The organism is Thermogemmatispora tikiterensis (assembly GCF_003268475.1).
Taxonomy (GTDB): domain Bacteria; phylum Chloroflexota; class Ktedonobacteria; order Ktedonobacterales; family Ktedonobacteraceae; genus Thermogemmatispora; species Thermogemmatispora tikiterensis.
The window spans coordinates 4,228,151-4,250,876 of sequence record NZ_MCIF01000002.1 but is presented as its reverse complement, the minus strand read 5'-3'; the positions used below and the strand labels follow the sequence as shown (position 1 = coordinate 4,250,876).

Annotated in this window: 17 protein-coding genes and 3 pseudogenes; 7 read left to right on the top strand and 13 right to left on the bottom strand. The window is 60.6% G+C overall.

Annotated elements, in window-relative coordinates:
• Positions 1–738: 738 nt before the first annotated feature.
• Positions 739–1,620 (bottom strand): hypothetical protein, encoded by an 882-nt coding sequence (locus A4R35_RS16945; RefSeq protein ID WP_223258526.1) that lies wholly within the window; start codon positions 1,618–1,620, stop codon positions 739–741.
• A 324-nt stretch (positions 1,621–1,944) separates the two neighbouring features.
• Positions 1,945–2,013: pseudogene (locus A4R35_RS25360) on the bottom strand (zinc-ribbon domain-containing protein); the annotation flags it as partial.
• Positions 2,014–2,563: 550 nt separating this feature from the next.
• On the opposite strand from A4R35_RS25360, the gene A4R35_RS16940 reads away from it, so the two are divergent.
• Together A4R35_RS16940 and ftsH are read left to right on the top strand one after the other, a co-directional pair.
• A complete protein-coding gene (locus tag A4R35_RS16940; RefSeq protein ID WP_112431404.1) occupies positions 2,564–3,553 on the top strand; it encodes an N-acetylmuramoyl-L-alanine amidase in 990 nt (329 codons plus the stop codon).
• Positions 3,554–3,932: 379 nt separating this feature from the next.
• A complete protein-coding gene (ftsH, locus tag A4R35_RS16935) occupies positions 3,933–5,930 on the top strand; it encodes an ATP-dependent zinc metalloprotease FtsH (RefSeq protein WP_112431402.1) in 1,998 nt (665 codons plus the stop codon).
• Between the two features lie 137 nt (positions 5,931–6,067).
• On the opposite strand, the gene A4R35_RS16930 is transcribed toward ftsH, so the two are convergent.
• The 3 genes from A4R35_RS16930 to A4R35_RS16920 all read right to left on the bottom strand — a co-directional run bounded on the left by A4R35_RS16930 (position 6,068) and on the right by A4R35_RS16920 (position 9,827).
• Positions 6,068–8,698 (bottom strand): ATP-binding response regulator, encoded by a 2,631-nt coding sequence (locus A4R35_RS16930; RefSeq protein WP_112431400.1) that lies wholly within the window; start codon positions 8,696–8,698, stop codon positions 6,068–6,070.
• A complete protein-coding gene (locus tag A4R35_RS16925; protein ID WP_112431398.1) occupies positions 8,691–9,290 on the bottom strand; it encodes a chemotaxis protein CheW in 600 nt (199 codons plus the stop codon). The genes A4R35_RS16930 and A4R35_RS16925 overlap by 8 nt, the downstream gene beginning before the upstream one ends.
• 141 nt (positions 9,291–9,431) lie before the next feature.
• Positions 9,432–9,827: a response regulator gene (locus A4R35_RS16920; RefSeq protein WP_069804081.1), complete on the bottom strand. Its 396-nt coding sequence runs from the start codon at positions 9,825–9,827 to the stop codon at positions 9,432–9,434.
• 482 nt (positions 9,828–10,309) lie between these two features.
• Here A4R35_RS16920 and A4R35_RS16915 point away from each other — a divergent pair, with 482 nt between their 5' ends.
• The 4 genes from A4R35_RS16915 (at position 10,310) to A4R35_RS16900 (ending at position 13,114) form a co-directional block, all read left to right on the top strand.
• Positions 10,310–11,101 carry an SDR family oxidoreductase gene (locus tag A4R35_RS16915; RefSeq protein WP_112431396.1) on the top strand — a complete coding sequence of 264 codons (792 nt, stop codon included), beginning with the start codon at positions 10,310–10,312 and terminating at the stop codon, positions 11,099–11,101.
• Between the two features lie 130 nt (positions 11,102–11,231).
• On the top strand, positions 11,232–11,789 hold the full coding sequence (locus tag A4R35_RS16910; RefSeq protein ID WP_189361949.1) for an EXPERA domain-containing protein: 558 nt from the start codon (positions 11,232–11,234) through the stop codon (positions 11,787–11,789).
• Positions 11,786–12,688, top strand: a complete 903-nt coding sequence (locus A4R35_RS16905) for a DUF1295 domain-containing protein (RefSeq protein ID WP_112431392.1) — start codon at positions 11,786–11,788, stop codon at positions 12,686–12,688. The genes A4R35_RS16910 and A4R35_RS16905 overlap by 4 nt, the downstream gene beginning before the upstream one ends.
• 123 nt (positions 12,689–12,811) lie before the next feature.
• Positions 12,812–13,114 (top strand): DUF1330 domain-containing protein, encoded by a 303-nt coding sequence (locus tag A4R35_RS16900; RefSeq protein ID WP_112431390.1) that lies wholly within the window; start codon positions 12,812–12,814, stop codon positions 13,112–13,114.
• A 52-nt stretch (positions 13,115–13,166) separates the two neighbouring features.
• On the opposite strand, the gene A4R35_RS16895 is transcribed toward A4R35_RS16900, so the two are convergent.
• From A4R35_RS16895 to A4R35_RS16870, 8 genes and pseudogenes are all read right to left on the bottom strand, one after another.
• On the bottom strand, positions 13,167–14,381 hold the full coding sequence (locus tag A4R35_RS16895; RefSeq protein ID WP_112431388.1) for a permease: 1,215 nt from the start codon (positions 14,379–14,381) through the stop codon (positions 13,167–13,169).
• 214 nt (positions 14,382–14,595) lie between these two features.
• Positions 14,596–15,386: pseudogene (locus A4R35_RS16890) on the bottom strand (energy-coupling factor ABC transporter ATP-binding protein).
• 61 nt (positions 15,387–15,447) lie between these two features.
• A complete protein-coding gene (locus A4R35_RS16885) occupies positions 15,448–15,741 on the bottom strand; it encodes an energy-coupling factor transporter transmembrane component T (RefSeq protein ID WP_112431386.1) in 294 nt (97 codons plus the stop codon).
• Positions 15,742–15,825: 84 nt separating this feature from the next.
• The gene (locus tag A4R35_RS24755) at positions 15,826–16,140 is read right to left on the bottom strand and encodes an ECF transporter S component family protein (protein WP_223258525.1); all 315 of its coding nucleotides are present in this window, start codon (positions 16,138–16,140) and stop codon (positions 15,826–15,828) included.
• 23 nt (positions 16,141–16,163) lie between these two features.
• Positions 16,164–16,304 (bottom strand): annotated as a pseudogene (locus A4R35_RS25355) (energy-coupling factor ABC transporter permease); the annotation flags it as partial.
• Positions 16,297–16,467 carry an energy-coupling factor ABC transporter permease gene (locus A4R35_RS25015; protein ID WP_262982338.1) on the bottom strand — a complete coding sequence of 57 codons (171 nt, stop codon included), beginning with the start codon at positions 16,465–16,467 and terminating at the stop codon, positions 16,297–16,299. The gene A4R35_RS25015 and the pseudogene A4R35_RS25355, both read right to left, overlap by 8 nt.
• Before the next feature lie 463 nt (positions 16,468–16,930).
• On the bottom strand, positions 16,931–19,126 hold the full coding sequence (locus A4R35_RS16875; RefSeq protein ID WP_112431384.1) for a cellulose binding domain-containing protein: 2,196 nt from the start codon (positions 19,124–19,126) through the stop codon (positions 16,931–16,933).
• A gap of 326 nt (positions 19,127–19,452) precedes the next feature.
• The gene (locus A4R35_RS16870) at positions 19,453–21,051 is read right to left on the bottom strand and encodes a cellulose binding domain-containing protein (protein WP_112431382.1); all 1,599 of its coding nucleotides are present in this window, start codon (positions 21,049–21,051) and stop codon (positions 19,453–19,455) included.
• An 867-nt stretch (positions 21,052–21,918) separates the two neighbouring features.
• Between A4R35_RS16870 and A4R35_RS16865 the strand changes: the two genes are divergently transcribed.
• Positions 21,919–22,726: ABC transporter substrate-binding protein (locus A4R35_RS16865; RefSeq protein WP_223258378.1), on the top strand; the 808-nt coding region annotated here is incomplete at its 3' end.

The window sequence follows — 22,726 nt, the reverse complement described above, 5'->3', positions numbered from 1 at the left end:
GACCCACAAACAGTGCAGTGTTCCATTCCTATGCTTCCCTTTACTCTCTGTCACAGCCTCATTGTTCCAAGCCCAAGGCCATCCTCCCCTTATGCTGTCTCCCGCTAACCAGACCATCGGCAGGTACAGCACCGAAAAGCAATGATAGCATGAAACGATGCTCTTCTATTGACAAACGTGAATCATAGCACGGAAAACCTCCTCTGTACAGGGTCTGGTTCGCGAGTTTCGCGCAGCAATGCGCCTCGCAGTCTCCCCCTGCCGCCACTGGCCGTAGTGCCAGCCATGGCAGATCACACCCTGCAGTAGAGGCGAGTCCATCCACGTCTCTTGAGTGCGCTGGATAGCGCGAGCAAGCACTGCGTTCCCGCTCATTGGTTACCATGTGGGCTTACAAGAAAGAAACCCTTGAAGTTGCGGCAAAGAGTTGATCACTTATGGTAAAAGAGTTACCGAGTGCTCCGGCGGGTGTCGCTCCCACACGATAAGGGCTGCTGAGATGCAAATTCGGTTTCGGCAAGACCTGGCAGGAAAGGAGCGAGAGGGCAGCGCCCTCCGGACTGAGAACGCCCCCCTTTAGGGCAAGCGCCCCGATAGGGCAAGCGATCCGGGAGAGCCCGCCTCTACGCCCGCGTTGACCAGAGCACAGCGCCAGCGAGCGGACGAACGAAGAATCCCCCGTCTTTTCGGCGGCGGAGCGCCAATAAGCAGGGTTCAACAGAGACCAGGGCCGAAGCGCTACGCGAGGAGCTGGCCCTCCCAGGTTCCCGTTACCGCCTGCGTCTGAGAGGAATTCCCATTATCACAGCTATAGGAGTAGGCTGGTCCGCTCAAAGTCCCCTTCACATGCGTGGCATCGACAAAGCTCCCATCGGCCTGGGCCGTATGCGGAGCAGCGGAGCAGGTCACATTGCCCAGGGATGTCTGAAAGACCACCTGATCCTGGCTATAGATTTCCTTGTAGATGATTTTGCCACCGCGATAGGTTCCCTGACAGGTCGCCACCAGCGTCTCCTGATAGCGGATACCACTGGAGGTCACCCCGCTCAGGGTGTGCGGCTGCCCATCGTCCTGCATCCCATCGGCATAGCTCGCGCAGACCGTGCCTCCGGCAGGGTCGGGATGCCCCGTGACCGTGAACGTGCCGCTCTGGGTCGACGAGCCGTTGGAAGCAGTAAAAGCGATCTTGAAGCTGGCATCGTCGGATGGGGCCCCGTTGGGACCGGGCGTATGCGCCTGCCCCTGCGGCACGATCACCACCGTTACCCCTTGCTGCACGCGGTTGTTGCTGGCATCCGCCGCCGTCAGCGTATGCTGACCCAGCTTCCAGCCGCTCGTCACGCTCAGATTCACTTTCAAAGCTCCGTTGTCATCAGTTTTAGCGCTCACTCCTGGAAGGGACTGACCATCCAGATAAAAGGACACCTGCGAGTCAGAGGCAAACTGCTGCCCACTCACCTGTAAGCTCGTTCCCGTCGCCCCCGCCGGCAGGCTGCCCACATGATAGGCACTGCTCACCCTGAGCTGCGGCTGCCCTTGACCCAGATGAAGAAGGTTGACAGCAGCTACCACCCCACCCACGACCAGCACCACTACCACCACCACTACCCCAATGAGCATCAGTGGCCGCCGCTGAGGCGGAGGCTGGTTTCGGCTTCCAGGAGGGACAGGATAGAGAGGTGGATATTCGAACGAGGAAAGTGGCGGAGGTGGTGGTGTGAAAAGGTCCCCCCTCGCAGGCTCTCCCGTCTCCGGTCCTATCCCATGGGGGGGAGTCGCATATCTGGTCGCCTCATAAGGATCAGCTCCCGCCGGCGTTGTCGCCTGGTATGGCCCAGGGGGCACTGACCCGGCCTGACGCGTCGAGTCCAGGGTCGGCCCTGGACTGCGGGCACCAGCGTCAGCCCGCTCTGTCGGTTCGTGAGGTCTGGCTCCATAGACCGGTAAGCCGCATTGCCCGCAGTAATGAGAATCGGCGGGCAGAGTGGCCCCACAATGAGGACACCGCTGCATGATGGCAGACCCTCCCAATCGGTTTTCTATTCATCTCTCAGTCTGCAAGAAAACACAACACATCACAAGGTAATACCTCACTTACACCGAGCCCCTACCCTGCAAGCCAGTTACATTCGTTGCTCACCCACCTGAGTGGCAAGGCAATCTTCTCGCTAGTTAAACGCAACCAGGAGCCGATTCTCCAGCCCCAAAACAGGAGTTTCTGGATGCGCAGCTTCGACTTAGTCGCCGCCGTTCGCCTTCTTTGACAGTAATGAAGCCACTTTTGACCTAATCAAAAACATTTGCTATGCCGAGTATACTTACTAGATAGAAGCGATAGCAGATTATAATGGCCATGTTGCGCTGCTCAAAAAGAGATATTCTATCGAATAACGCTTCTCACTAGAAATATGGAGGAGCGAATAAATCATGTCAGCGCAGCATAGCCATTCGCTTGCGACACGACCTGTTCTGTCGCCTGGAACTGGAAAGGAGCAGGAATGACCTCAGTGATCTCGCCTGCGAGAACGCACCAGCAGCGGTCGGAGGAGGAGGTGCCACAGCGATGACCGACTACGCGGAAGCCATCCCGATGTATGTGGATCGTTCGCGGGTCTTCATCGATGCCAACAATCCGAAATGGATCGTGATCCATAAGACCGCGGGCTTTCACACGGCGCAGGAAGTGGCGAACTACTTTGCCACCAATGCAGAGATGACCAGCACCCATTATGTGGTCGGGCAAGATGGGACCGTGGTGCAGTGTGTGCGTGAGCAGGACGGCGCCGGGGGGAACTGCTGTCTGGAGCAGGGCCATGCCGCCTTTTTACCCGAGGGCATCAATCTGAACCTCGTCACCATCAGCATTGAGCATGTGGACCCGGCCCTCGATAACTCCACGCCGCTCACCGATGCCCAGAAACGCGCCTCGTTCCGCCTGATTGCAGACATCTGCGCGCGCCACGGCATCCCCGCGCGGCATGGCGATGCCAACGGCGGCATCATCGGCCATTTTGAGCTGGACCCCATTTCGCGCGCGCGCTGCCCGGGCAATTACCCCTGGAATGAGTTGTGGGCATTTCTTGAGCAAGGAGGGTTTATGCTGGATATCACGGCGACTCGCGGCTACTTTACGGATCTCGGCAATAACGTCTGGCGCTGTACCAAAACCGGCTACGTGGTCGGTCATGGCATCCTCGACTTCTACCGCCGCTACGGTGGCGATGCCCTCTATGGACTCACCTACCTCGGCCTGCCACTCTCCAACGAGACGGCTGTCACTGGCTATCAGGGCGTGGTCTTCCAACGCTTTGAGCGCGGCGTCGTCTGCTGGGACCCCGGCCATCAGGTCGACAACCCTCCCGGCTCTGGCCCCGCCTACCTCATGCACCTTGACCGCGGCCCCGGCCAGGACCCGCGCATCGCGACGCTCCAACAGCAGGTGACCACCTTGCAGCAGCAGGTGAATACGCTGAAACAGGAGGTCGATACACTCAAGCAGGAATTGGATGCCCAGGAGCTTGGCTCCAGTCCATCCGCTAAACCAGTAAGCTAGTCCGTCCATCAGCCGGCGAAGTTGCCAACAGGCCCCCCTGACGATAGCAGCGCGGACCCTTCTCGCCCCTCTGCCCGGGGCAGGGTCCGCGTCTTCGATCTTGCCTGCCTGTCTTCTCATCCTCCTTCCCCGCCTGCGCCCACGCTTTTTTGATCCGGCCAGGCTGGCAGCCATCAAGCTACTGGGGCCGGGCTGGCACTCTTTCCTTCCTATGAGATATCATAGTATAGTAATTATTCCAACCCAATCGCTTCGCTCATCCGTATTACCGTATAAAATACAGAGGCAGCGACCGCACCTGATCGCCTGGCTGCCCCTGGCCAGCGAGCCAGTCAGCCGATGCGGCGATCCCGTCGAGCAGAAAGCAGGTCTGAACAAGATGGAAGCTCAGGCTTTACATACCTATGAACGCGGCCCCGATGGCCCTTCTCAGGGTGGGCCTCCGCGCTTGAATACTCCTCCCAGTCCCAATGGCAACAGCAACAACAATAATAACCGCAATAATGAAAGCCTGTCCTCGTTGCTGCTGCGCTCCCTGGTGATTGTGGGGATCTTGCTGCTGGGTTGGTGGGCCCTTCAGTCTTTCATCCAGGGCGGCACAAGCAGCAGTAACCAAAACGCTATTGAGATCCCATATAGCACCTTCTACGCAGAAGTAGAGAAAGATAACGTCAAGACGGCGGTTTTTCAGGGGCAGGACGTGACCGGCGAGTTCAAGGACCCTGTCGCTGACCCCAATAACCCCGGTAAGACGTCAATATACTATCATTTCACGCAGCTCGCCAGCGGAGACCCCAAGCTGATCCAGCTGCTGCTGCAGCACAATGTCTCAGTCACCGCCAAGCCGACCAGCGATGGCAGCCTGTGGCTGAACATCCTCTTTAATGCCCTGCCCTGGGTCTTCCTGGGAGTGCTCTTCTTGTTCATCATCAGGCGCGCCACACAGGGCCAGCAGAATATCTTCAGCTTCGGCAAGAGCCGCGCCCGCCTGATTATGGAAGACCGGCCCAGCACGACCTTCGCCGATGTGGCCGGCGTCGATGAGGCGAAAAGCGATCTGGTCGAGATCGTCGAGTTTTTGAAGACGCCCCAGAAGTTCCAGCGCCTGGGCGGCAAGATCCCCCGCGGCGTCTTGCTGGTTGGCCCCCCAGGTACAGGCAAAACCCTGCTGGCGCGGGCTGTGGCTGGTGAGGCCGGCGTCCCCTTCTTCTCGATGTCCGGCTCCGAGTTCGTTGAGGTCCTGGTGGGTGTAGGTGCCAGCCGCGTGCGCGATCTCTTCGACCAGGCCAAGAAGGCCGCCCCCAGCATCATCTTCATCGATGAGATCGATGCCGTCGGACGCCAGCGCGGCGCCAGCATCAATAGCAACGATGAACGCGAGCAGACGCTGAACCAGCTGCTGGTTGAGATGGATGGCTTCGATGTGCGTCAGGCGGTGGTGGTGCTGGCGGCAACCAACCGCCCCGAGGGACTCGACAAGGCCCTGCTGCGCCCCGGTCGCTTCGATCGCCGCGTGACGGTGGATCGGCCCGACTGGAAAGGCCGCCTGGCGATTCTCCAAATCCATACGCGCAAGGTGCCACTGGCCCCAGATGTGGACCTGGAGGCCATTGCGCGGGCGACTCCGGGCATGGTGGGCGCCGACCTGGCCAACCTGGTCAATGAGGCAGCTCTGCTGGCCGCGCGCCGCAATCTGGACGCCGTCAATCAGAACTGCTTCCTGGAGGCGCTGGATAAGATCGTCCTGGGCGCCGAGCGTCCGCTGGTTCTCAGCGAGGAAGATCTGAAGGTGGTGGCTTACCATGAGGGCGGCCACGCCCTGACCGCGCTCCTGACTGAGCACGTCGACCCGGTCGGTAAGGTCACCATCGTGCCACGCGGCCAGGCCCTGGGCGTGACGCGCTATCTGCCGCTCGATGACCGCCACAACTACAGTCGCGAGTATCTGGAGGCTCGCCTGGTGACCGCCCTCGGCGGACGCGCCGCTGAGGAGGTGGCCATTGGCCGCATTACGACCGGCGCGGAGAACGATCTGCAGCAGGTAACGCAAATCGCCCGCCATATGGTCACTAACTGGGGCATGAGCGACCGGATCGGCCCGCTTTTCTTCCAGGAGCGCGAAGACCCGCTGGAGCGGGCCGCTTTCGGACGCCGCGACTACAGTGAGAAAACGGCCTCGCTGATCGATAAAGAGGTCGATCGCATCGTGAAGGCGGCCTATAATCGCGCCCAGAGCCTGCTGCGCGAGCATCGCGTGACGCTGGACCGCATCGCCCAGGCCCTGCGCCTCTACGAGACACTCGATACTCAGCAGCTGCGTCAGATCATGATCGAGACCGGCGCGATTAAGGCTGCCGCCACCTACTATCGCGAATAGAGGGAGAGGCAGCGGTCGGCAGCCAGTTTCTCCACCAGCCAGCCGTTAAAAAAGAGGCTCCCCTTCTCGATCTGGTCAGGGAAGGGGAGCCTTCTTGTTCTGGCGGTGATTTTACAGCTCCGCTGTGCCGACACCACCTACGGAGCTGGGGGCTTTTCGCTCAGCACAGCCCCAATGGTGTCTAGCAGCAGTTCAGGAGGCGAAGGCTTGATCAAATAGGCTTGAGCCCCCAGATCCTGGGCTGAGCGACGATGCTTCTCCGAAGAGCGCGCAGTGAGCATGATGATCTTGAGCGAAGCAAAGCGTGAGCTGGCCCGGATCATGCTGAGCAGCTCATAGCCGTTCAAATGGGGCATCTCTATGTCGAGCAGCAAGACGTCTGGCGGCTGCTCTAGCAACAGCTCCCAGGCTTCCATACCGTCGCGCGCCTGCACCACGCGATAGCCGGCTCGCTGCAACGTCTGCTGCAACGACTGGCGAATATAGACCGAATCGTCGGCGATCATCACTGTCCGCCCGACACCGGTAGCCATCTGTTCAGGGCTGCCGACCAGTGGCTCGCGCTGCGCTTTGGCCTTCTCCGCATCGAGAGCCTCCGGAGGAGGCACGAGACGCATCAAATCCAGGACGAGCAAGACATTGCCCTGGCCGTCAATGGCGGCCCCCATGATCCCTGGGCGCCGCAGATAGGAGGCCACAGGCCGAACGACCAGCTCAACGCCCCCCAGGACTTCGTCCACTTCGACCACCTCATAGGGCAGGCCCTCCTGCAATAGGAGCAGGGGACGCGCCTCCTCCGCGGAAACAGGCGGACTGCCACCACCGTTCACGTCTGGCAGCCCCAGCAAGCGAGAGAGCGGTACAGCAGAGCGCCCGTCCTTCGGGAAGCAGGCAGGAGAGACCTGGCCCTCCTCCTCCAAGGCAGAGCGTTCCACCACAATGCGGCGTACCTGGGAGAACGGCACCACCAGGCGCTGGCCCGCAGTGCGTACCAGCAAGCCATGCATGGCCCCGTGCAAGCGGGGCAGCGTCAGGTAGAAGGTCACGCCGCCCAGGGCATTACGTTGAGCGGTCACCGTCCCCTGCAGCTGCTGAATAGGTCCCTGGACCAGCTCTAGCGCTCCCGCCCGCACCGGCGTTGAGAAGCCCAGTTCCAGCGATACCTCATTGCCAACAGCATGGGCATAGAACCAGACTCGCCGCTCCTGCTCCTCCTCCGCTCCATCTTCAGCCTGGACGCTGCCCCAATTAGTGATCATACCGTAGCGCACTAGCTGCAGCAGCGGACGGGCCAGAGCTTCTAAAATATCCTGATCCACCTCGGTCGTTTCGCCGCGAGCTTCAAAGCGGACACGCTGACGCTGAGCGTCGGCACTCATCCTGATGGCCCGCCGGATGCGCGGCAGCAAAACAGCCAGCGGCGCCGAGCGCAACAAGAGCGTCTCGCCACGCACTCGATTGGCAAGGTCCATATGGCGACGCAGTACACGATCAAGACGAGTAAAGGCCGCGCGGACCTGGGCTGAAGCCGTGCTGACATCGGCGATGGCCTCGGCAAAGGCGCGTAAGAGGACATCGCTCTCGGTATAGCGATCAACCTCCATTTCGTCCCAAGAGGTCGTCTCACGCGCTTTGAGCGCCAGGGCGCTCAGGCGTTGGCGCTGCTGAGCATGAGTCGGTAGATGGCGTCCAGCTTGCTCCGCCTCCTCCAGGATACGCCTAACCAGCGATGACATTGGCTGCTGAGGAAGTGCCCGCAGGGGCAAAGGAGGAACCTGACCCGTCTCGCTGAGCGAGAGGGGATTAAGCGAGAGCAGTGTCTCCAGATACTGCAAGCGAGCCTGGGCGGAGTACAGTTCCTGTAAGGCAGCCTCCAACTCGCGCCGCGCGTTCTCCAGAGGCTCACGCTGTTCGGCCAGGTGCTCGCTATGAAGGATGAGTCGCTTCAGACGTTCAGCATCCACCAGCACTGAAGGCAGCGGCGAGCCGGACTCACGCGGCGTGCGGGTGCGGAGATGGAAACGGGCGATCTCCTCGCGCAGCGGCGAGCGGGGGGCCAGTTCTTCTTCTTCCAGCAGGAGAGCCTCATCGGCAGCGGTGAGAGCCATCAGGCTTTCCGAGGGCGTGCGGCGCACACTGCCGAACTCATTCAGGGCCTCATAATCGGCCTCCAACTCGGTGAGCGGCGCGCTACTCTCCTGTCCTGTCTCAACGATGCTTTGCAGGGTCGCCTCCAGCGCACGCATGGCCTGCACCAGGGCCATCAGGCCGATCATCATTGGCACCGAGCCATCGCGCAGCGAGCCGACGAGCATCTCGATATAGTAGGCGATCGTCGACATCGACGGGCAGCCAACGGCGCCCGCGGTCCCCTTCAGCTTATGAGCGCAGCGGCGCAGGGCCTCCAGATGGCCCTCGTCAAGTCGATCCTCTTGCTCCAACTGGGTCAGAGCCTGACGCATTGAGGCAATATCTTCATCGGCCTCAGCAACAAAGAGCGCCAGCATATCGTCGAGGCCGGTATCAGCCGACGACAAGCCAGCTCGCGCCTCTTCTCCTCCAGTGGAGGTAGCCGCGGCTTCATCAGACAAACCGACGTCCCCGCCAGCTGTGACCGCCGCTTCAGCAAGGCTTACTGGAGGCTCCAGGTCCTCCATCAGGCGAAAGGCCTCAATGATCGCCAGATCCTCGGGCGTCAGCCCAGACGCTCCCTCCGGCAATTCCGGTTCCGGCAGATCACCCTGGAGAGCATCCTCTGGCTCAGCCATAGGTCACCGCCCTCTCTATCTCGCGCACGATCTCGGCCAGCAAAGCTGGCACATCCAGTACGGGATCGGTGCCACGCAGGCCACGCAGCAGTTCACGGCTCACGGGAAGCGCCTCACACTCTTCCAGGGGCGTATATTCCAGGGAGAGGATCGAGCCAATGGCGGGGACCAGCAGGCCGATCGGTTGATCAGGATGATCGGCAACCAGGAGCATACCCTCGCCCGCGGAGGCAGTGGGAGAACCACAGAGAAAGCCGGGGAGATCAATAGCAGCGATCACTTCGCCACGCCAGGCTACCAGGCCAAGCAACCAGGCAGGGGAAGCGGGCAAAACAGCAAAGCGATGAGGAGGAGGCACCACTTCACACAGTGCCTTGAGTGAAACAAAACAGCAGCCCTGCCCTAGCGACAGGCTGCATTCCAGATACTCCTCGGGATGAGCGGCAGTCGGAACCATACGAGCCAGCTCACGCGCATAGTTCCAGAACTCCTCATCGCTCAAGGTCTCTAGCGACCTGGAGAGAAACCCTCCCGCACGTGGTACAACCATCTTCTCTTCCGCTCGCGCCGCCACGGGCAGCACTGCCCTCATTCGTTCTGCTCGTTCGTCAGTGATGAGCGAGGCGCTCCTTGCGTGATTGGACTGACCGAGGCGGTTGATTGATCGAGCGAGCAAGGTCCAACCAACCAATCAACCAATCAATCAAACGCCCGGCAGACGAAGCCAGACTGGCTAGCTATAGGTTGGCGTTGGGCTACCCAGATGGGCCTGCACAACCGAAATGACATCCTGCGTCCGAAATGGCTTGGTGAGGTAATCCTTGGCTCCCGCCAGACGTCCCTTGAGACGATCAATCACCCCATCGCGACCCGAGAGCATGACGATGACAGTATTACCGAACTGGGGCTTCGTTCGCAAAATGCGGGCAATCTCGTAGCCATCCATCTTTGGCAGGCCGATGTCGAGGATCACCAGGTCAGGAACGCGGTGTTTATGCTTCGTGAGAGCCTCCAGCGCCTGAATCCCATCAGGATAGCTGACGTAATCGAAGCCCTCACGTCTCAGGCTGGTCTCGATGATCTTGCGCACGGTCAGCGAATCATCTATCACCATGACGAGTTTGCTCATAGTGTCTCCCTCTCTCTGCTTCCACACTACTACCATCCTTCAATCCGCCAACATACAACAGTCTGTATGTATCGGATGGCCCCCTGCGCTCCCTTCATCCTGAAGGTCGCGCTGGTAGAGCTGTCGCTTCGACTTCCCCGTGCTGCTCTCAGGACCATTCCCTGATAAAACGTCGAAACACCCAGTCTACTCAGGTGACATAGTGGGGCTGTAGCAATAGTACCATAGGCGTCCGCAAAGTGCAATACAAGGGCATAAAAAACTGATTAAGATTTTTATCATGGTCAAATATGGCCCACAGCCCCTACAGCCCGCCGCCCGGCGCCTCGCCAGCACCTTATGTGGTAATCTAGTAGCAACAGGCAAGCCGCCTGCAACGCGCCCGGAAGAAGAGCAGGCCACCGCTCTTCCCGCGCGATCAGGAACCAACAAACTAATACGTAATCACGCTAGCCGAGAGCGAAGCAGAGGAGGCTTTTTTGATGGCTGATGCCCCTTTTCGCGAGCACGTGGTGCTTATCACGGGTGCTTCGCGCGGCATCGGTGAGCAGCTGGCCTACCAGCTGGCGGAGCAGGGCGCCTGGCTGGCCCTGGCCGCACGCAGCAGCGAGGCGCTGGAGGCCGTGGCTGCCGCTTGTCGGACTCGTGGCGCCCGCGCCCTGGCCGTTCCGACCGACTTGCGCGATGAGGCCCAGTGTCGACACCTGGTCGAGCATACGGTCAGTGAGTACGGTCGCCTCGATATGTTGATCAATAACGCCGGCATGGGCTTTCCACGCCGCTTCGAAGCCCTCAGCGATCTCTCAACCATACGCGCCGAGATTGAGCTGAACTATTTGGGCACGGTCTACTGCACCTACTACGCGCTGCCATATTTGAAGCGCAGTCGCGGGCGCATCGTGGGCGTCAACAGCTTCGGCGGCCTGCTCGGTCTACCGGGTACCGCCGGTTACAATGCCTCGAAGCATGCCATGCGCGGCTTCTTGAACACGCTGCGCACGGAGCTGCACGGCAGCGGGGTCAGCGTCTCAATTACCTACCTGAGCGCCGTGCGCACAGCACGCCTGCAGGAGGTGATGGGCGAGCAGGCCAGGAAGGTGCCCGCACTCGACCCGGCTCGCTGCGCCAGCCTGATCCTGCGACAGGCCGCCCGCCGTCGCCGCGAGCAGGTGCTGACGCTCTCCGGCAAGACTCTGGTCTGGCTGAACGGCTGGGCCCCCGCCCTGGTCGAGCGCCTGCTGGCCTCCACGGCCCTGATCTCTTATCGCGAGTGAGCTGAGCGAGCTGCCCGCAGCTGCGGCTGGCCACACCGGGCCAGCCCTCGCACGCATCGTCCCAGCGCTCGCCAGCCCTGGTCTGGCTCACTGAGCCGGGCCTCAGATCTCCTCTCAGGAGGCTGATGCTGTGACAACTCTGGAGCCTGTTCCTCTCTCCCAACGCCGCCTTGACTGGCTGTTGATCGCTTTCTTCGTGATCAATCTGCTCTTCGTGTCTTATTTGATCGATATTGAACAGATTATCATTCCCGATCCCTGGCATTTCAGCTATCCGCTCTGGCCCCCGCGCCCGGTGGTCGACCTGATCCACTGGTGGGGCCAGCACTTTGACCCGCTGCTGATGGCCCGCCCAGTCTTCTTCAAGGTGACTATCTGGCTCGACGATCTGCTCTACGGTCCGTTCTACCTGGTGGCCATCTATGCCTACGCGAAGGGCCGCGAGTGGATTCGCCTGCCAAGCATTATCTACGCCGTGGCCATGATCGAGGGCGTGGTGATCATCCTGAGCGAGGAGGCTTTCGGCGCCTACCGCTCGCCCCACCTGGGCCTGGTTATCGCCGCCAATGCTTCGTGGATCATCTTTCCGCTCGTGATTCTCTTCCGCATGGGATTACGCGAGCATCCCTTCAGCCGCCCAGTGGCTCTGAGCAAGCCAGTCTTAACGGAGGAAGGAGTCCGAGGATGAAGCGCGCCTTCGCTATAGTGACCCTGGCCTATGTGCTGGCGCTGGGGGTGGCCTGGGTAACCCTCCGGCTCCTTCAGCAAAGCTGGCCGCCGCTGGCTGTGCTGGCGGTCGCCGACGCGGTGGCGACCATCGTGGTCTTCGTCTTCAGCGTACTGACCAACAATTCGAGCCTCTACGATCCTTACTGGAGCGTGGCCCCCATCCCGATCGCGCTCTTCTGGCTGCTCCAGCCCGGCTCGGACGGTCTGGCCAATGCGCGTCACGTCCTCATCTTTGTCCTGCTCTGCCTGTGGGCACTGCGCCTGACGCTGAACTGGGCCAGGCGCTGGCACGGCCTGGAACATGAAGACTGGCGCTACGTGGATATCCGTAAGAGTACGGGGCGTTGGTACTGGCCAGTTAGCCTGCTCGGCATTCATCTGATGCCGACAGTCCTGGTCTTCCTGGGCTGTCTGAGCTTATGGCCCAACCTGAGCGATCGCGGGACCCCCCTCGTGCTGGCCGATGGGCTGGCGGCCCTGGTGACACTGGCTGCCGTGACCATCGAGGCTCTGGCCGATCAGCAGATGGAGCACTTCCGAACCCGGCCCGCCGCCGAGCGTGGCCCTCTGCCGCCGGGCCTCTGGTCCTGGTCGCGCCATCCCAACTATTTCGGCGAAGTCCTCTTCTGGTGGGGCCTCTATCTTTTCGTGCTGGCAGCTCATCCGGCTTTCTGGTGGACGATCATCGGGCCGCTGGCAATGCTGGCGCTCTTCCTGGGGGTGAGCATTCCGCTGATGGAGCGCCACCTGCTGGCAAAGTACCCGGCCAGCTATGCCGAGTACCAGCGGCGCGTCTCGCCGTTTTTTCCCTGGCCGCCTCACCCCCTCCCACAGCAGCGGGCAGAGCTGGACCATTGAGCCAGGCCATGTGCTATAGTGTCTTTGCCCTGACAACATAGCTCTCGGGCTAAAGGCAATTCAGACTATCGGGCCAGGCTTTGAGGAGCGAGAGGATACAATCGCTAGAACAGGAGGAGAACGATGGCAGTTTATATCATCGCCAGCATTGATATCACCGATCCTGACGATTATCAGGAGTATGCCCGCCAGGCCGGCGCTACCGTGGCTCAATATGGCGGCAGATACCTGGCTCGTGGGAACCAGATTGAGACCATCGAAGGCGACTGGAAGCCTGGACGCATCGCTTTGGTAGAGTTTCCGACAGCCGAACAAGCCTGGGCCTGGTACAATTCGCCCGAGTACAGCGCTATCCGCGGCATCCGCCAGCGCGCCTCTCATTCGCGTTTAATCCTCGTTCACGGCCTCCCCGAGCAGCCAGCCTGAGCGCGAGAGGCACGCTTACTTACACGCCTCGCCTCATGAGCCAGAGGGTCCATCAGCCGCTCTCTGCTCGCTCATGAGGCGCTTTGCTTTGATGCTCAAGAGAGCCGTGCTCATGCGCGTGGGATGCCCCGGATGGCTCGGGCGCAGGCCGGTTCATCATAGCAAGCATGGCCGGGCCCCCGGTACGCAGAAAGCGGATGACGAGCACGGCGGCCAGCAGGAGAGCCAGCAGATTGAGCACGGTGGTATAGTTCCACTGCAAACCTTCGCTAACGGCAGCCACCGTACGCTGCGTAGGAATAAGGCCCAGCAGGCTAAAGAGCAGCTCCACCAGGTAGCCAGCCAGGGCCATTGTGACGTAGAAGGTCAGCAGCAGATAGCCGGCCATTTTCCAGCCGTAATACTTGCGATAGATGTCAAGAATAGGGAGGACGATCAGGTCAGCGAAGATGAAGCTCACCAGGCCGCCGAAGCTGATGCCACCACGCCAGAGCACCGCCGCCAGGGGCACATTGCCCACCGAGCAGACAAAGCTGATGATGGCTACCAGCGGACCCAGCAGCGGCCCCTCGATGGCGGCGAGCGTGGGGTTGCCGCTCAGGAAGAAGGCCCGCCAGAAGCTGTCAGGTACCCAGGCCGCCAAGGCCCCGGCGATAAGCAGCCCCAGGAGCACGTCGGTCCAGACCGACGCCCAGTCCATCACGAAATAATGGCTGATGGCTGTGAAGGCTCGCCCACTCCAAAGGCGGCGCCAAAATGGACCGCTGGCCTCGACGCTCATGTCCATCGCCGCATGGCCCTCCATACGCCCGCTGAGGCCACGCTCCGCCTGCTCTCTGGCTCGGGCCACCAGCTGGCGACTGAGCGTGAGGCGGAAGATGAGCGCCAGCAGAATGACCATAAGGAGGCCACCGAGATACTGCGCCAGCATGAAGGGCCAGCCCAGTAAGACGAGCAAGATCAGGCCCAGCTCAATCACTAGATTGGTCGAGGCCAGTTCAAAGACCATCGCCGCCGCGAAACTGGCCCCCTTGCGAAAGAGCGAGCGCGCCAGGGCAACCGCCGCATAGGAGCAGGAGCTGGAGGCGATGCCGAAAAGGGTGGCCAGCGCCAGGTGTCGGGGAGACTCGCCCCCCAGGAGACGGGCCAGCGTTCTTCGGGAAACGACCGCCTGCACCAGTGCCGAGAGGGCAAAGCCTAAGACAAGCGGCCAGAGAATTTCCCAGAACATGCTGAAGGCGCTCAGCAGCGCCTGGACCAGAAACATAGTGCCCTTCCTGCTCTTCCTTCTTTGGCCCGCCCCACTATCTCATTTCAGCCCTGACCTGCACATGATCAGCAGGAGACCGGAGATAGGAGCGGGTTGGTCAGCAAAGACTTCCCGAACAGCATAGGCCGCACTCGTCACCCATGTCAAGCTCAGCGAGAGGTACCGGACTGACCAGCGCCAGGCCGAGATTGCTCCTGACAGCGACAGTACACTAGAGGGAAGAGGCCCTGGTGTCGCTCGGCGCCTGCCGCTCCGCTTCAGCTTCCAGGGTCAGAGACCAGCTGCGGTGCAGTTGGGGATGGATCAGATTGGCGCGCACCAGCAGGGCACGATCGCGCAAGATCTCCTCTGGCTGCCCGTCGGCCAGAATGCGTCGCTCCTCGCCCAGCACAATCACCCGACGCGCAATCAATGGCACAATCTCCAGCTCGTGGGTGGTCGTCACCATCGTCTTACCCTGCTCACCCAGGCGACGAATGAGATTGATCAGCACCCACTTGGTGCGCGGATCAAGCGAGGCCGTCGGCTCGTCCAGCAGAATGACCTCCGGCTGCAGTGAGAGCACCGAGGCGATGGCCGCCCGCTTCTTCTCGCCGCCCGACAGCCCAAAGGGGGCCCGGTCGGCCAGATGGCTGATCTCCATCAGCTCCAGGGCCTCCTGACAGCGCCGCTTGACCTCTTCGCGCGGCAGGCCGAGCTGCAGCGGACCAAAGGCCACGTCATCAAAGACTGTGGCGCTAAAGAGCTGCACATCGGATCTTGAAAGACTAGCCCAACCTGGCGATGAAAGGTAAAGGTCTCCTGCCCCACCGCCACCGCCTTGATGGCGCGGCCCAAGGCCCGCATGCTTCCCTCCTCTGGTGCCAGCAGACCATCGAGGAGCTTCAGCAGGGTCGATTTGCCACTCCCGTTGACCCCCAAGAGCGCAATCTGCTCGCCGTGGCTGATCTCCAGATCGATGCCGTCAAGGGCCAGATGTCGACCTTGATAGCGATAGCGCACCCCGCGCAGCCGATAGATGACAGTATCCGGCTGGAGTGTTGAAGCATGCCATGTATCATACTCATAGCAGCGCTCTCCCTAAGAAAAAGAGGCCGACCGCCAGCAGTAGCGCACCCAACAGCGCCAGGACCTCCCCACGCTGCAGGCGATAATCGCTATAGCTGCGAATCGTCCCCGTGAAGCCGCGCGCACACATGGCCGCATAGACCTCATTGCTCATCTGAAAGGAGCAATTCATCAATGTCACCAGAGCGGTCACGATCCAGGCTCGCCGTTCGCCTCCACTGGTAAAGCCAGCCGTGCGGCTCTTGCGGGCCTCGAAGAAGCCATTGACCGTATGCAAAAACCAGCACAATCAGCAGCATGATTCCCCCATCCGGCCAGCTCACCTGCGACCAATCGGCCCCAAAGAGATGATACAGACGCTCCCCACCAGTAATCAGGCCCGCGATAAAGAGCAGAACCAACGCCAGAGGGGCAGAGCCTGCGCCTCACCAGTGGGAACCTCACCGCCGCTGGCGACTTCCCCCAGGGCCGTGAGCAAGGTCTGATGGTGCTTCTGGATGTAGGCAAAGCCAGGGGCCGTAATCAAGGCTTCAACCAGCGAAGCCCCAAAGGCATGCGAGAGCAACATCGCCGGAATGGCCACCCCAAGCGGATAGGGACAATAGAGCGGGTGCCCGTTCTGCTGGAAGAGCACTGGCTGCAGCCCCAGCTCGATCCAACCGCCAGAGCCGCCGCGGTAATCCCACATAGGAGCCACTGGCCGCCGCCCAGATGCGCCGCGTCGAGAGCACCGGCGAGCGCCCCGCTATCAACCGAACAGAGAGTCGCCGCCCAGGGACCCAGCACAATGGCGATCAAGGTGCCACCGACTCCGTGGGCCGTCGTCCCCCCAGGCACCGGCACATTAAACATCATGATGGTAAAGGAGAGAGCCTGAAAAGATGGCCATCAGCGGTACAGTGCGCCGATTAAGAACATCGCGCACCTTATGGGTGACCACCGCCCAGGTAGGAATGGTCACAGCGCCGGAGCCGAGGGAGAAGACAGGTGAGAGATAACCGTCGGGTATGTGCATGGCAGGAATCTCCGTAGCCCGCTCAGAAGCCAGAGCACTGCCCAGGTGCCGAGGAAAGGCCGCGGATGCCCGTTGCTGCAGGCGCAGCCAGCTCTGACCGACAGCCGGTCAGAGCTGCTTCTCAGATGCAATTGCAAATCTTTCTCAATAACTACTGGTTAGTATAGGGAACCGGCAAGCTGCCTGTCAAGGGCAAAGGTGAGACGCGCGCTGCCTTCAGGAGTGACCTGATCGCGGTGGAAGCGGCACCAACGGGACTGGTCAGCCGAGAGGGAGAGAAGCGTTGAGGGAGAGAGGAAGGGCGAGGCCAGCAGAGCAGGTGCTCCGCCGCCCCGCCCTTCCTCCAGGGTGGGTGCTCGTGCTCGTTCGTATCCAGCAGGGGCGCTCGTTATCTGTTAGAGCTGTCTGTCTGCCTGCTCACTGCAGTGGAACCGACGAGAGCGCGGGCTGTGCTGGCCCTGCCTCACTGCGGCGCTGGCAACGGACCCGTCGAGCCACACTGACCGCTGCCGCTCCCAGCAGGCACCGCCAGCGGGCCGGTCTCGATAAAGCAGAGGAAGCTATATTCCTTGGTTGGATTGGCCAGACCATTGTACTGGCCATTGAGCAGGCCATAGCTATCCTCACCATTCAGCGCCCAGTAGGTCCAGTTCAGATTACTCACGGCCACACCTGAGCCTCCGCCGCCATAACTGCTCTTGATAAAGTTGACCAGGTCCGTGAACCACTGGCCTTGCGAGCCGGCGCCGCTGGAGACCAGATCACTGGCGCTATTGCCGGTGCCAAACTCGCCGATCCAGACCGGAGCCGAGCTATAAGGCTGAGCCCCGGTATTACTCCAGGGATAGCTGCTATGGCCTGGCCAGGTTGGATTGATGCCGTTTGGCGTTGCAATGTAGGCCCAGTTGCTCGTCCAGACATCCACCAGGCTGGAGCCAGAGCAGCCACTCTTATAACAGGTGCTACTATTGAACCAGCTCTGCGGATAGAGCGTCGGACCATACTCATGCGCTGAGTAGACCACCTGATTATTGACCGCCGGACCCAGGCTGCTGGCATTGCCGCCGGCGTTGAGCACGATCGGCGCCCCCGCGTTGTTACTATTGCCATTGACGCCCTGCAGGCTGCCGCCCCACCAGGTGCTGGAGTAGGGACCGTTGGCCTGCGTGCCAGAGGCTGTCGGATAGGCCGAGACCCCTTCGACAAAGATCAAGGGATAGCTCCAACCGTGCGCCTGAGCATCGCCAAGCAGCGTATCAGCTGCGCGCTCTGCTGCCAGGCGCCAATCGTGGCAGGACGAGGTTGCCACACAGGCCGGGGCAAACGGATTCGGATTCGGGTTGGTCGCCGGATCAATACCATCGCCCGAACCCCACTGAGCCCCGCTGGCGTATTGGTTGGGATAGGTCCCCTCTACATGCGGCTCATTGCGCAGATCATAGCCCAAGACGATCGGCCAGCCATCAGAGGCCAGGTAGTTCACCGTTACCGTATCGGTCGCCCCCAAGGTCTGGGGAATACCATGCACCCAGCGCTGCACACTCACCCAGTCGTTGATCCAACTGCTCTCGGGATAGGCCGAGGTATACCACAGTCCGCTCTGCTCGGCGGACTCGCCTGCCTCCGAGCGGTGGTCATCCAGGATCACATGCAGGCCAATCGAGCCAGCGTAATTGATGATCTTGGCCAGGATATCACGCGCATGCAGCCCCACACACGAGGGACAGCCAACGTCATTCTGCGGCACCGGGTCGGACTCCCACATCTGATTAGAGAAGGGGATGCGCAGCGTATTGTAGCCATAGCTCTTGACCAGGTTGAGAATCGTCGAGATATCGTACGACCAGAGACCGTGCGCCACATAGTCGGGAGTCTCGAAGCCGTACCAGTTGATGCCGCTGATCACGAATTGACTGCCATTGGGAGCCAGAATCTTCGTGCCGCTGGTCGTCCAGCCACCACTTGTGCTACCTCCACCCACGCCAGGCGTGGGAGTCAGCGTCGGCACGCTCGTCGGAGTAGGCGAGGGCGTCGGCGTCGGCGTCGGACTGGCCCCGCCTGGCTCGGTCCCCCAGACCAGCTGCCCGTTGAGATAGAGCGTCACCTGGCTCCACGGGGCATAGCTCGTCTGCGTCGCACTCCATGAATAATCGTTGGTCTGGTTATAGTTGCTCCAATCGCTCTTATTGAAGCGCACCTGGATCTCGCCACTATTGCCACCAGGCCCAATGCTCCCCGCTGCACTACTGAAGCTGATCTGAAGATAGGTGTCAGCGGTCGCCGTTGGGGCACTCATCTGGACAAATGAGCCGGAAAGATTGCTGCAACCAACCGCCGCATAGTCACACCAGAACTGCTGCGACTGGCTACCATCCTCGGTATACCAATAGCGGATCGTCAGGCTGCTGAGGGCGACACTGGAGCTGGTGTTGTTCACGATCTCAAAGTGGGGACGAGGCGTATTGGTCGTGGCGCTGGTATTAGCATCGGCATATTCGAGGACCAGCCCGGCGGGCACCGACTGCGCATGGCTGCTGCGAGCCGTGCCCAGCGCCAACCCCGCCGAGCAGAGCAATAACACGCCAATCAGTAGCGCTCTGAACATCCAGCGTCCCTGCCATGGTCGCAGACGCGAGCGCGAGAAGAAGGATGGCTTCATGCCCAATGCCTCCTTAGATGCGTCCAGAGCCTGTGTGTGGTTCTCGCCAGTAATGCGATGGAGAGGCGAGACGGAAGGAAGATGGTCAAGAGGAGCGGCCAGGAGAGCGGTGGAGGGCGGGCCGATGACGGACAGTCAGGCCCACTCAGACGAGCGCCTTCCTCTCCGCCTGCCTCGACCCAACGCCTCCACTAACCTGCCCAGCTCCGCCCGCCTCTCCTACGCTTGCCCTAGCCGCTTACACGGCTCATCTATGGACATACCAGCAGGCGCGTCCTTGCGGTAATAGCCATCCCTGACCTGCTGCTGGTATCAAGGCTGCCAGGTCAGATGACGCTGCAGCTGACGCCATTAAGGGTGAAACTTGTCGGGGCAGGATTGCTGCCATTCCAGCTGGCCAGGAAACCTGGCGGTGAGCTAAGTGTGCCGCCCGCCGGGATCTGAGCATTGTAGGAGGCGTTGGTGACCGTCACCTGGGCCCCTTGCTGCGTATAGCTCCCGTTCCAGAGCTGAGTGATCTGCTGACCAGCTGTGAAGCTGAAGCTCAAGGTCCAGCCGTTGATGGGACTGCTGCCCGTGTTGGTGATGCTGATGCTAGCCTGGAAGCCGCCCGGCCATTGACTCACCACGCTATAGTGCACCTGACACGAGGCGCCCGCACCTGGCGTGGGCGACGGCGTCGGCGATGGGGTAGCCGTCGGCGTCACTGTCGGTCGCGGTGTAGGAGTTGGGGTCGGCGATGGCGCCGTGGTCGGCGTGGGGGATGGGGTCGGCGACGGCGTCGGCGTGCTGCCACCACCGCTGCTGGCCAGAGCAATGAGGTGATCATGCAGGCCCTGCCCATAGGCCGTGGGCGTGCCATTGTAATTGCTAATGAGCGCTGGGAAGGAGCTGCAGTCATAGGTGTCCCAGGCCCAGCCAAGATAGCTGATACCGTGCTGATCGAACCAGGCCATAGCGGTGTCAATGAACCCGTGAGCACAGTCGTTCTCGCCGATCTCACCGGCGATCACCGGCACCTGAGCCGCTACTGGAGCCACCTGAGAGTTCCAGCAGCTCGTGCTGCTGCAGGCATTGAAGTTGTAGAGATGGAAAGAGGCCACCAGGTTATTGAGAGGATCGGTCGGCTTGTACTGCAGCCATTGCGAGAGATCGTTGGCGTAAGCCAGACCTCCCAGCATAATTACATTGGTGGCGCCCGTGGCTCGCACCGTATTGACAAGCGTCTGCATGCCGGCTACGGCGAAACCAACATCGCTACAGGGGCTGGCATTGGCCGCCGTGCTGCCGTCACGCCAGCAGGCCCAGCTGCTGGTGTATGGCTCGTTGTAGAGATCGAAGATAACTGAACTGTTGTTCTTGAAGGTGTTGGCTACGGAGGTCCAGAAGGCCGGCGCATGATCGAGGTCGGGCATCGGCTGCTGCCCGTTGGCCTGCTGGGTACCCGGCGCATTCCAGTGCAGGTCGAGAATGACGATGAGATTATCAGTTGTCAATGCATTGACAAAATTGATGACTTGCTGCTGATAGGTCGCAGCAGAGTACTGAGCAGCGGGATAACCGTTAATGCCAAGCCAGCAGTCCTCATTCAGGGGAATGCGCACGGCGGTGATGTCCCAGCTCAGCATAGCGTTGATGGCGTTGGTGTCGACCGGCCCGTCAAAGACAGTGGTGGCAGTGCTGCTACGACACATGTACTCCGCCCCAGAGCGGTCAACTCCCAGCGCACGCACTACCTGGTTCTGCCCGTTGAGTAGCTGGTTCCCAGAAACGTGCAGGCCAGTGACGGAAGGCGCTGCATGGGCACGTAAAGCCTGCGATCTGACGCCTAGATAGGTGGCTAGAGAGAAGGACGCCAGAACAAGCAGGAGAGAGAGCGCCGCGTACCTCAGTCGAGGCCAACGATACGCGGATGGTGTGACCATAGTTCCCCCCCTTTTGATAGATCAAAGAGGTAGCTTCCTTGCTTACCGGGATCGCGCATCCCTGCACCAGAGATAGCCCTGCGCCCGGCTCGCTCGCTGTGGTCGCTTTATCCCGCGGCTCCTGTTCTACCACAGCTTCGTAAACGGTATCGTAAACGATACCGTAAACGTTTACGAAAGTAACTATACCTGCCAGTTCTGGCCTTTGTCAAGCGCCGCCTACCTTCTTGACCCGGGGCAACCCCCGGACGAACCAGCTGCTAACGGGCACCGGTGGGCACCAACAAGCCAACAGTTTTCCCGGCTGGATAGGAAAAAATGGGGGCAAGCTGGCAACGGTTACCAGCCTGCCCCCTCGGGCAAAATGCACTGTTACCCTTACCTCGAGCCGGAATCGCCTGCTACCTTCCGCGATTAAAGGGATTACCTATACTTTATGACTCAATAGATTTTTGATGCTATATATCCTTTAATTTACCTCTACTACTGATGAGTATCTATCCATTATTGAAGAGCTTTGCTGCTAAAGCAGATAATTGACAGAGAAAGCGCTCACTATTATAATTTATGTAATCGTTAACGGTATCGATAACGACAACGTTTACAAAGGCTTTCGCTCGCATAGAAAGGGAAGAAGGGCCCGACTTGAGCACAAGATCAAGTTGGCAGGGAAGCAGAAGGGCCAGCTCAGAGCAGCTCGAGCTTAAACGGAGAAGCTGGGGATCGAGCACTGTGCGCGCCAGATCGAGCGTCTCGTCGCGCAAGGAGTGACTGGAGGACTTGCCCGGTGATCGCGGCCTGCGTGCCGATCCGTGGCAGGGTCGTCTGCTCCATCTGCTAGACCATCAGACAAGACAAGGAGGCACTATGCACGCAAGGCATCTGCCGCTGCTCTCAGCAGGCCCGCGTCGGGGCGCGCTGGGGGCACCAGCCATGTTACTACTGCTGCTCCTGGGTGCACTCTTCCTGGCTGCCTGCGGGGGGTCAACCCAACCTGCGGCCTCCCAGACAGATACGCTCAGGGTCTTGCCGGCGCCTAACGGCCCCAATGCTGACCTTTTCAACCCATTCTTCAACTACAATACTCCCGCTGCCTGGGGTGCGCAGGGCCTGCTCTACGAGGTGCTCTACTCCACGGACTTCTCCACGGGTCTCTACCATCCCTGGTTGGCGACCAGCTATGAGTTTTCCAGCGACAGTAGCCAGTTGACCTTCCACCTGCGCCCTAACGTCAAGTGGAACGACGGCCAGCCCTTCACCAGCGCCGATGTCAAGTTCACCTTCGATCTCATGAAAGCCCACCCGGCCCTCGACCAGGGAGGAGTCATAGCTCTCATCAAAAATATCACCGTCCCTGACAGTCAGACGGTGACCTTCACCTTGACCGGCCCCAACAGCACCGCTCTCTTCTATATCGGCCAGACCTACATCGTCCCTCAGCACGTCTGGTCCAGCATTAGCAGCGATCCCGCCAAGTTCACCAACGACAAGAACCCTGTCGGCACTGGCCCCTACAAGCTGCGCAGCTTCTCTCCCGACCTGATCATCTACGACGCCAACCCCTCCTACTGGGGCAGCCAGCCCGCCGTCAAACATATCCTCGTCTACTCCGCCAGAGACAACACCACCGCCATCACCAACATGATCCAGGGCAAGTACGACTGGCTTGGGAGCG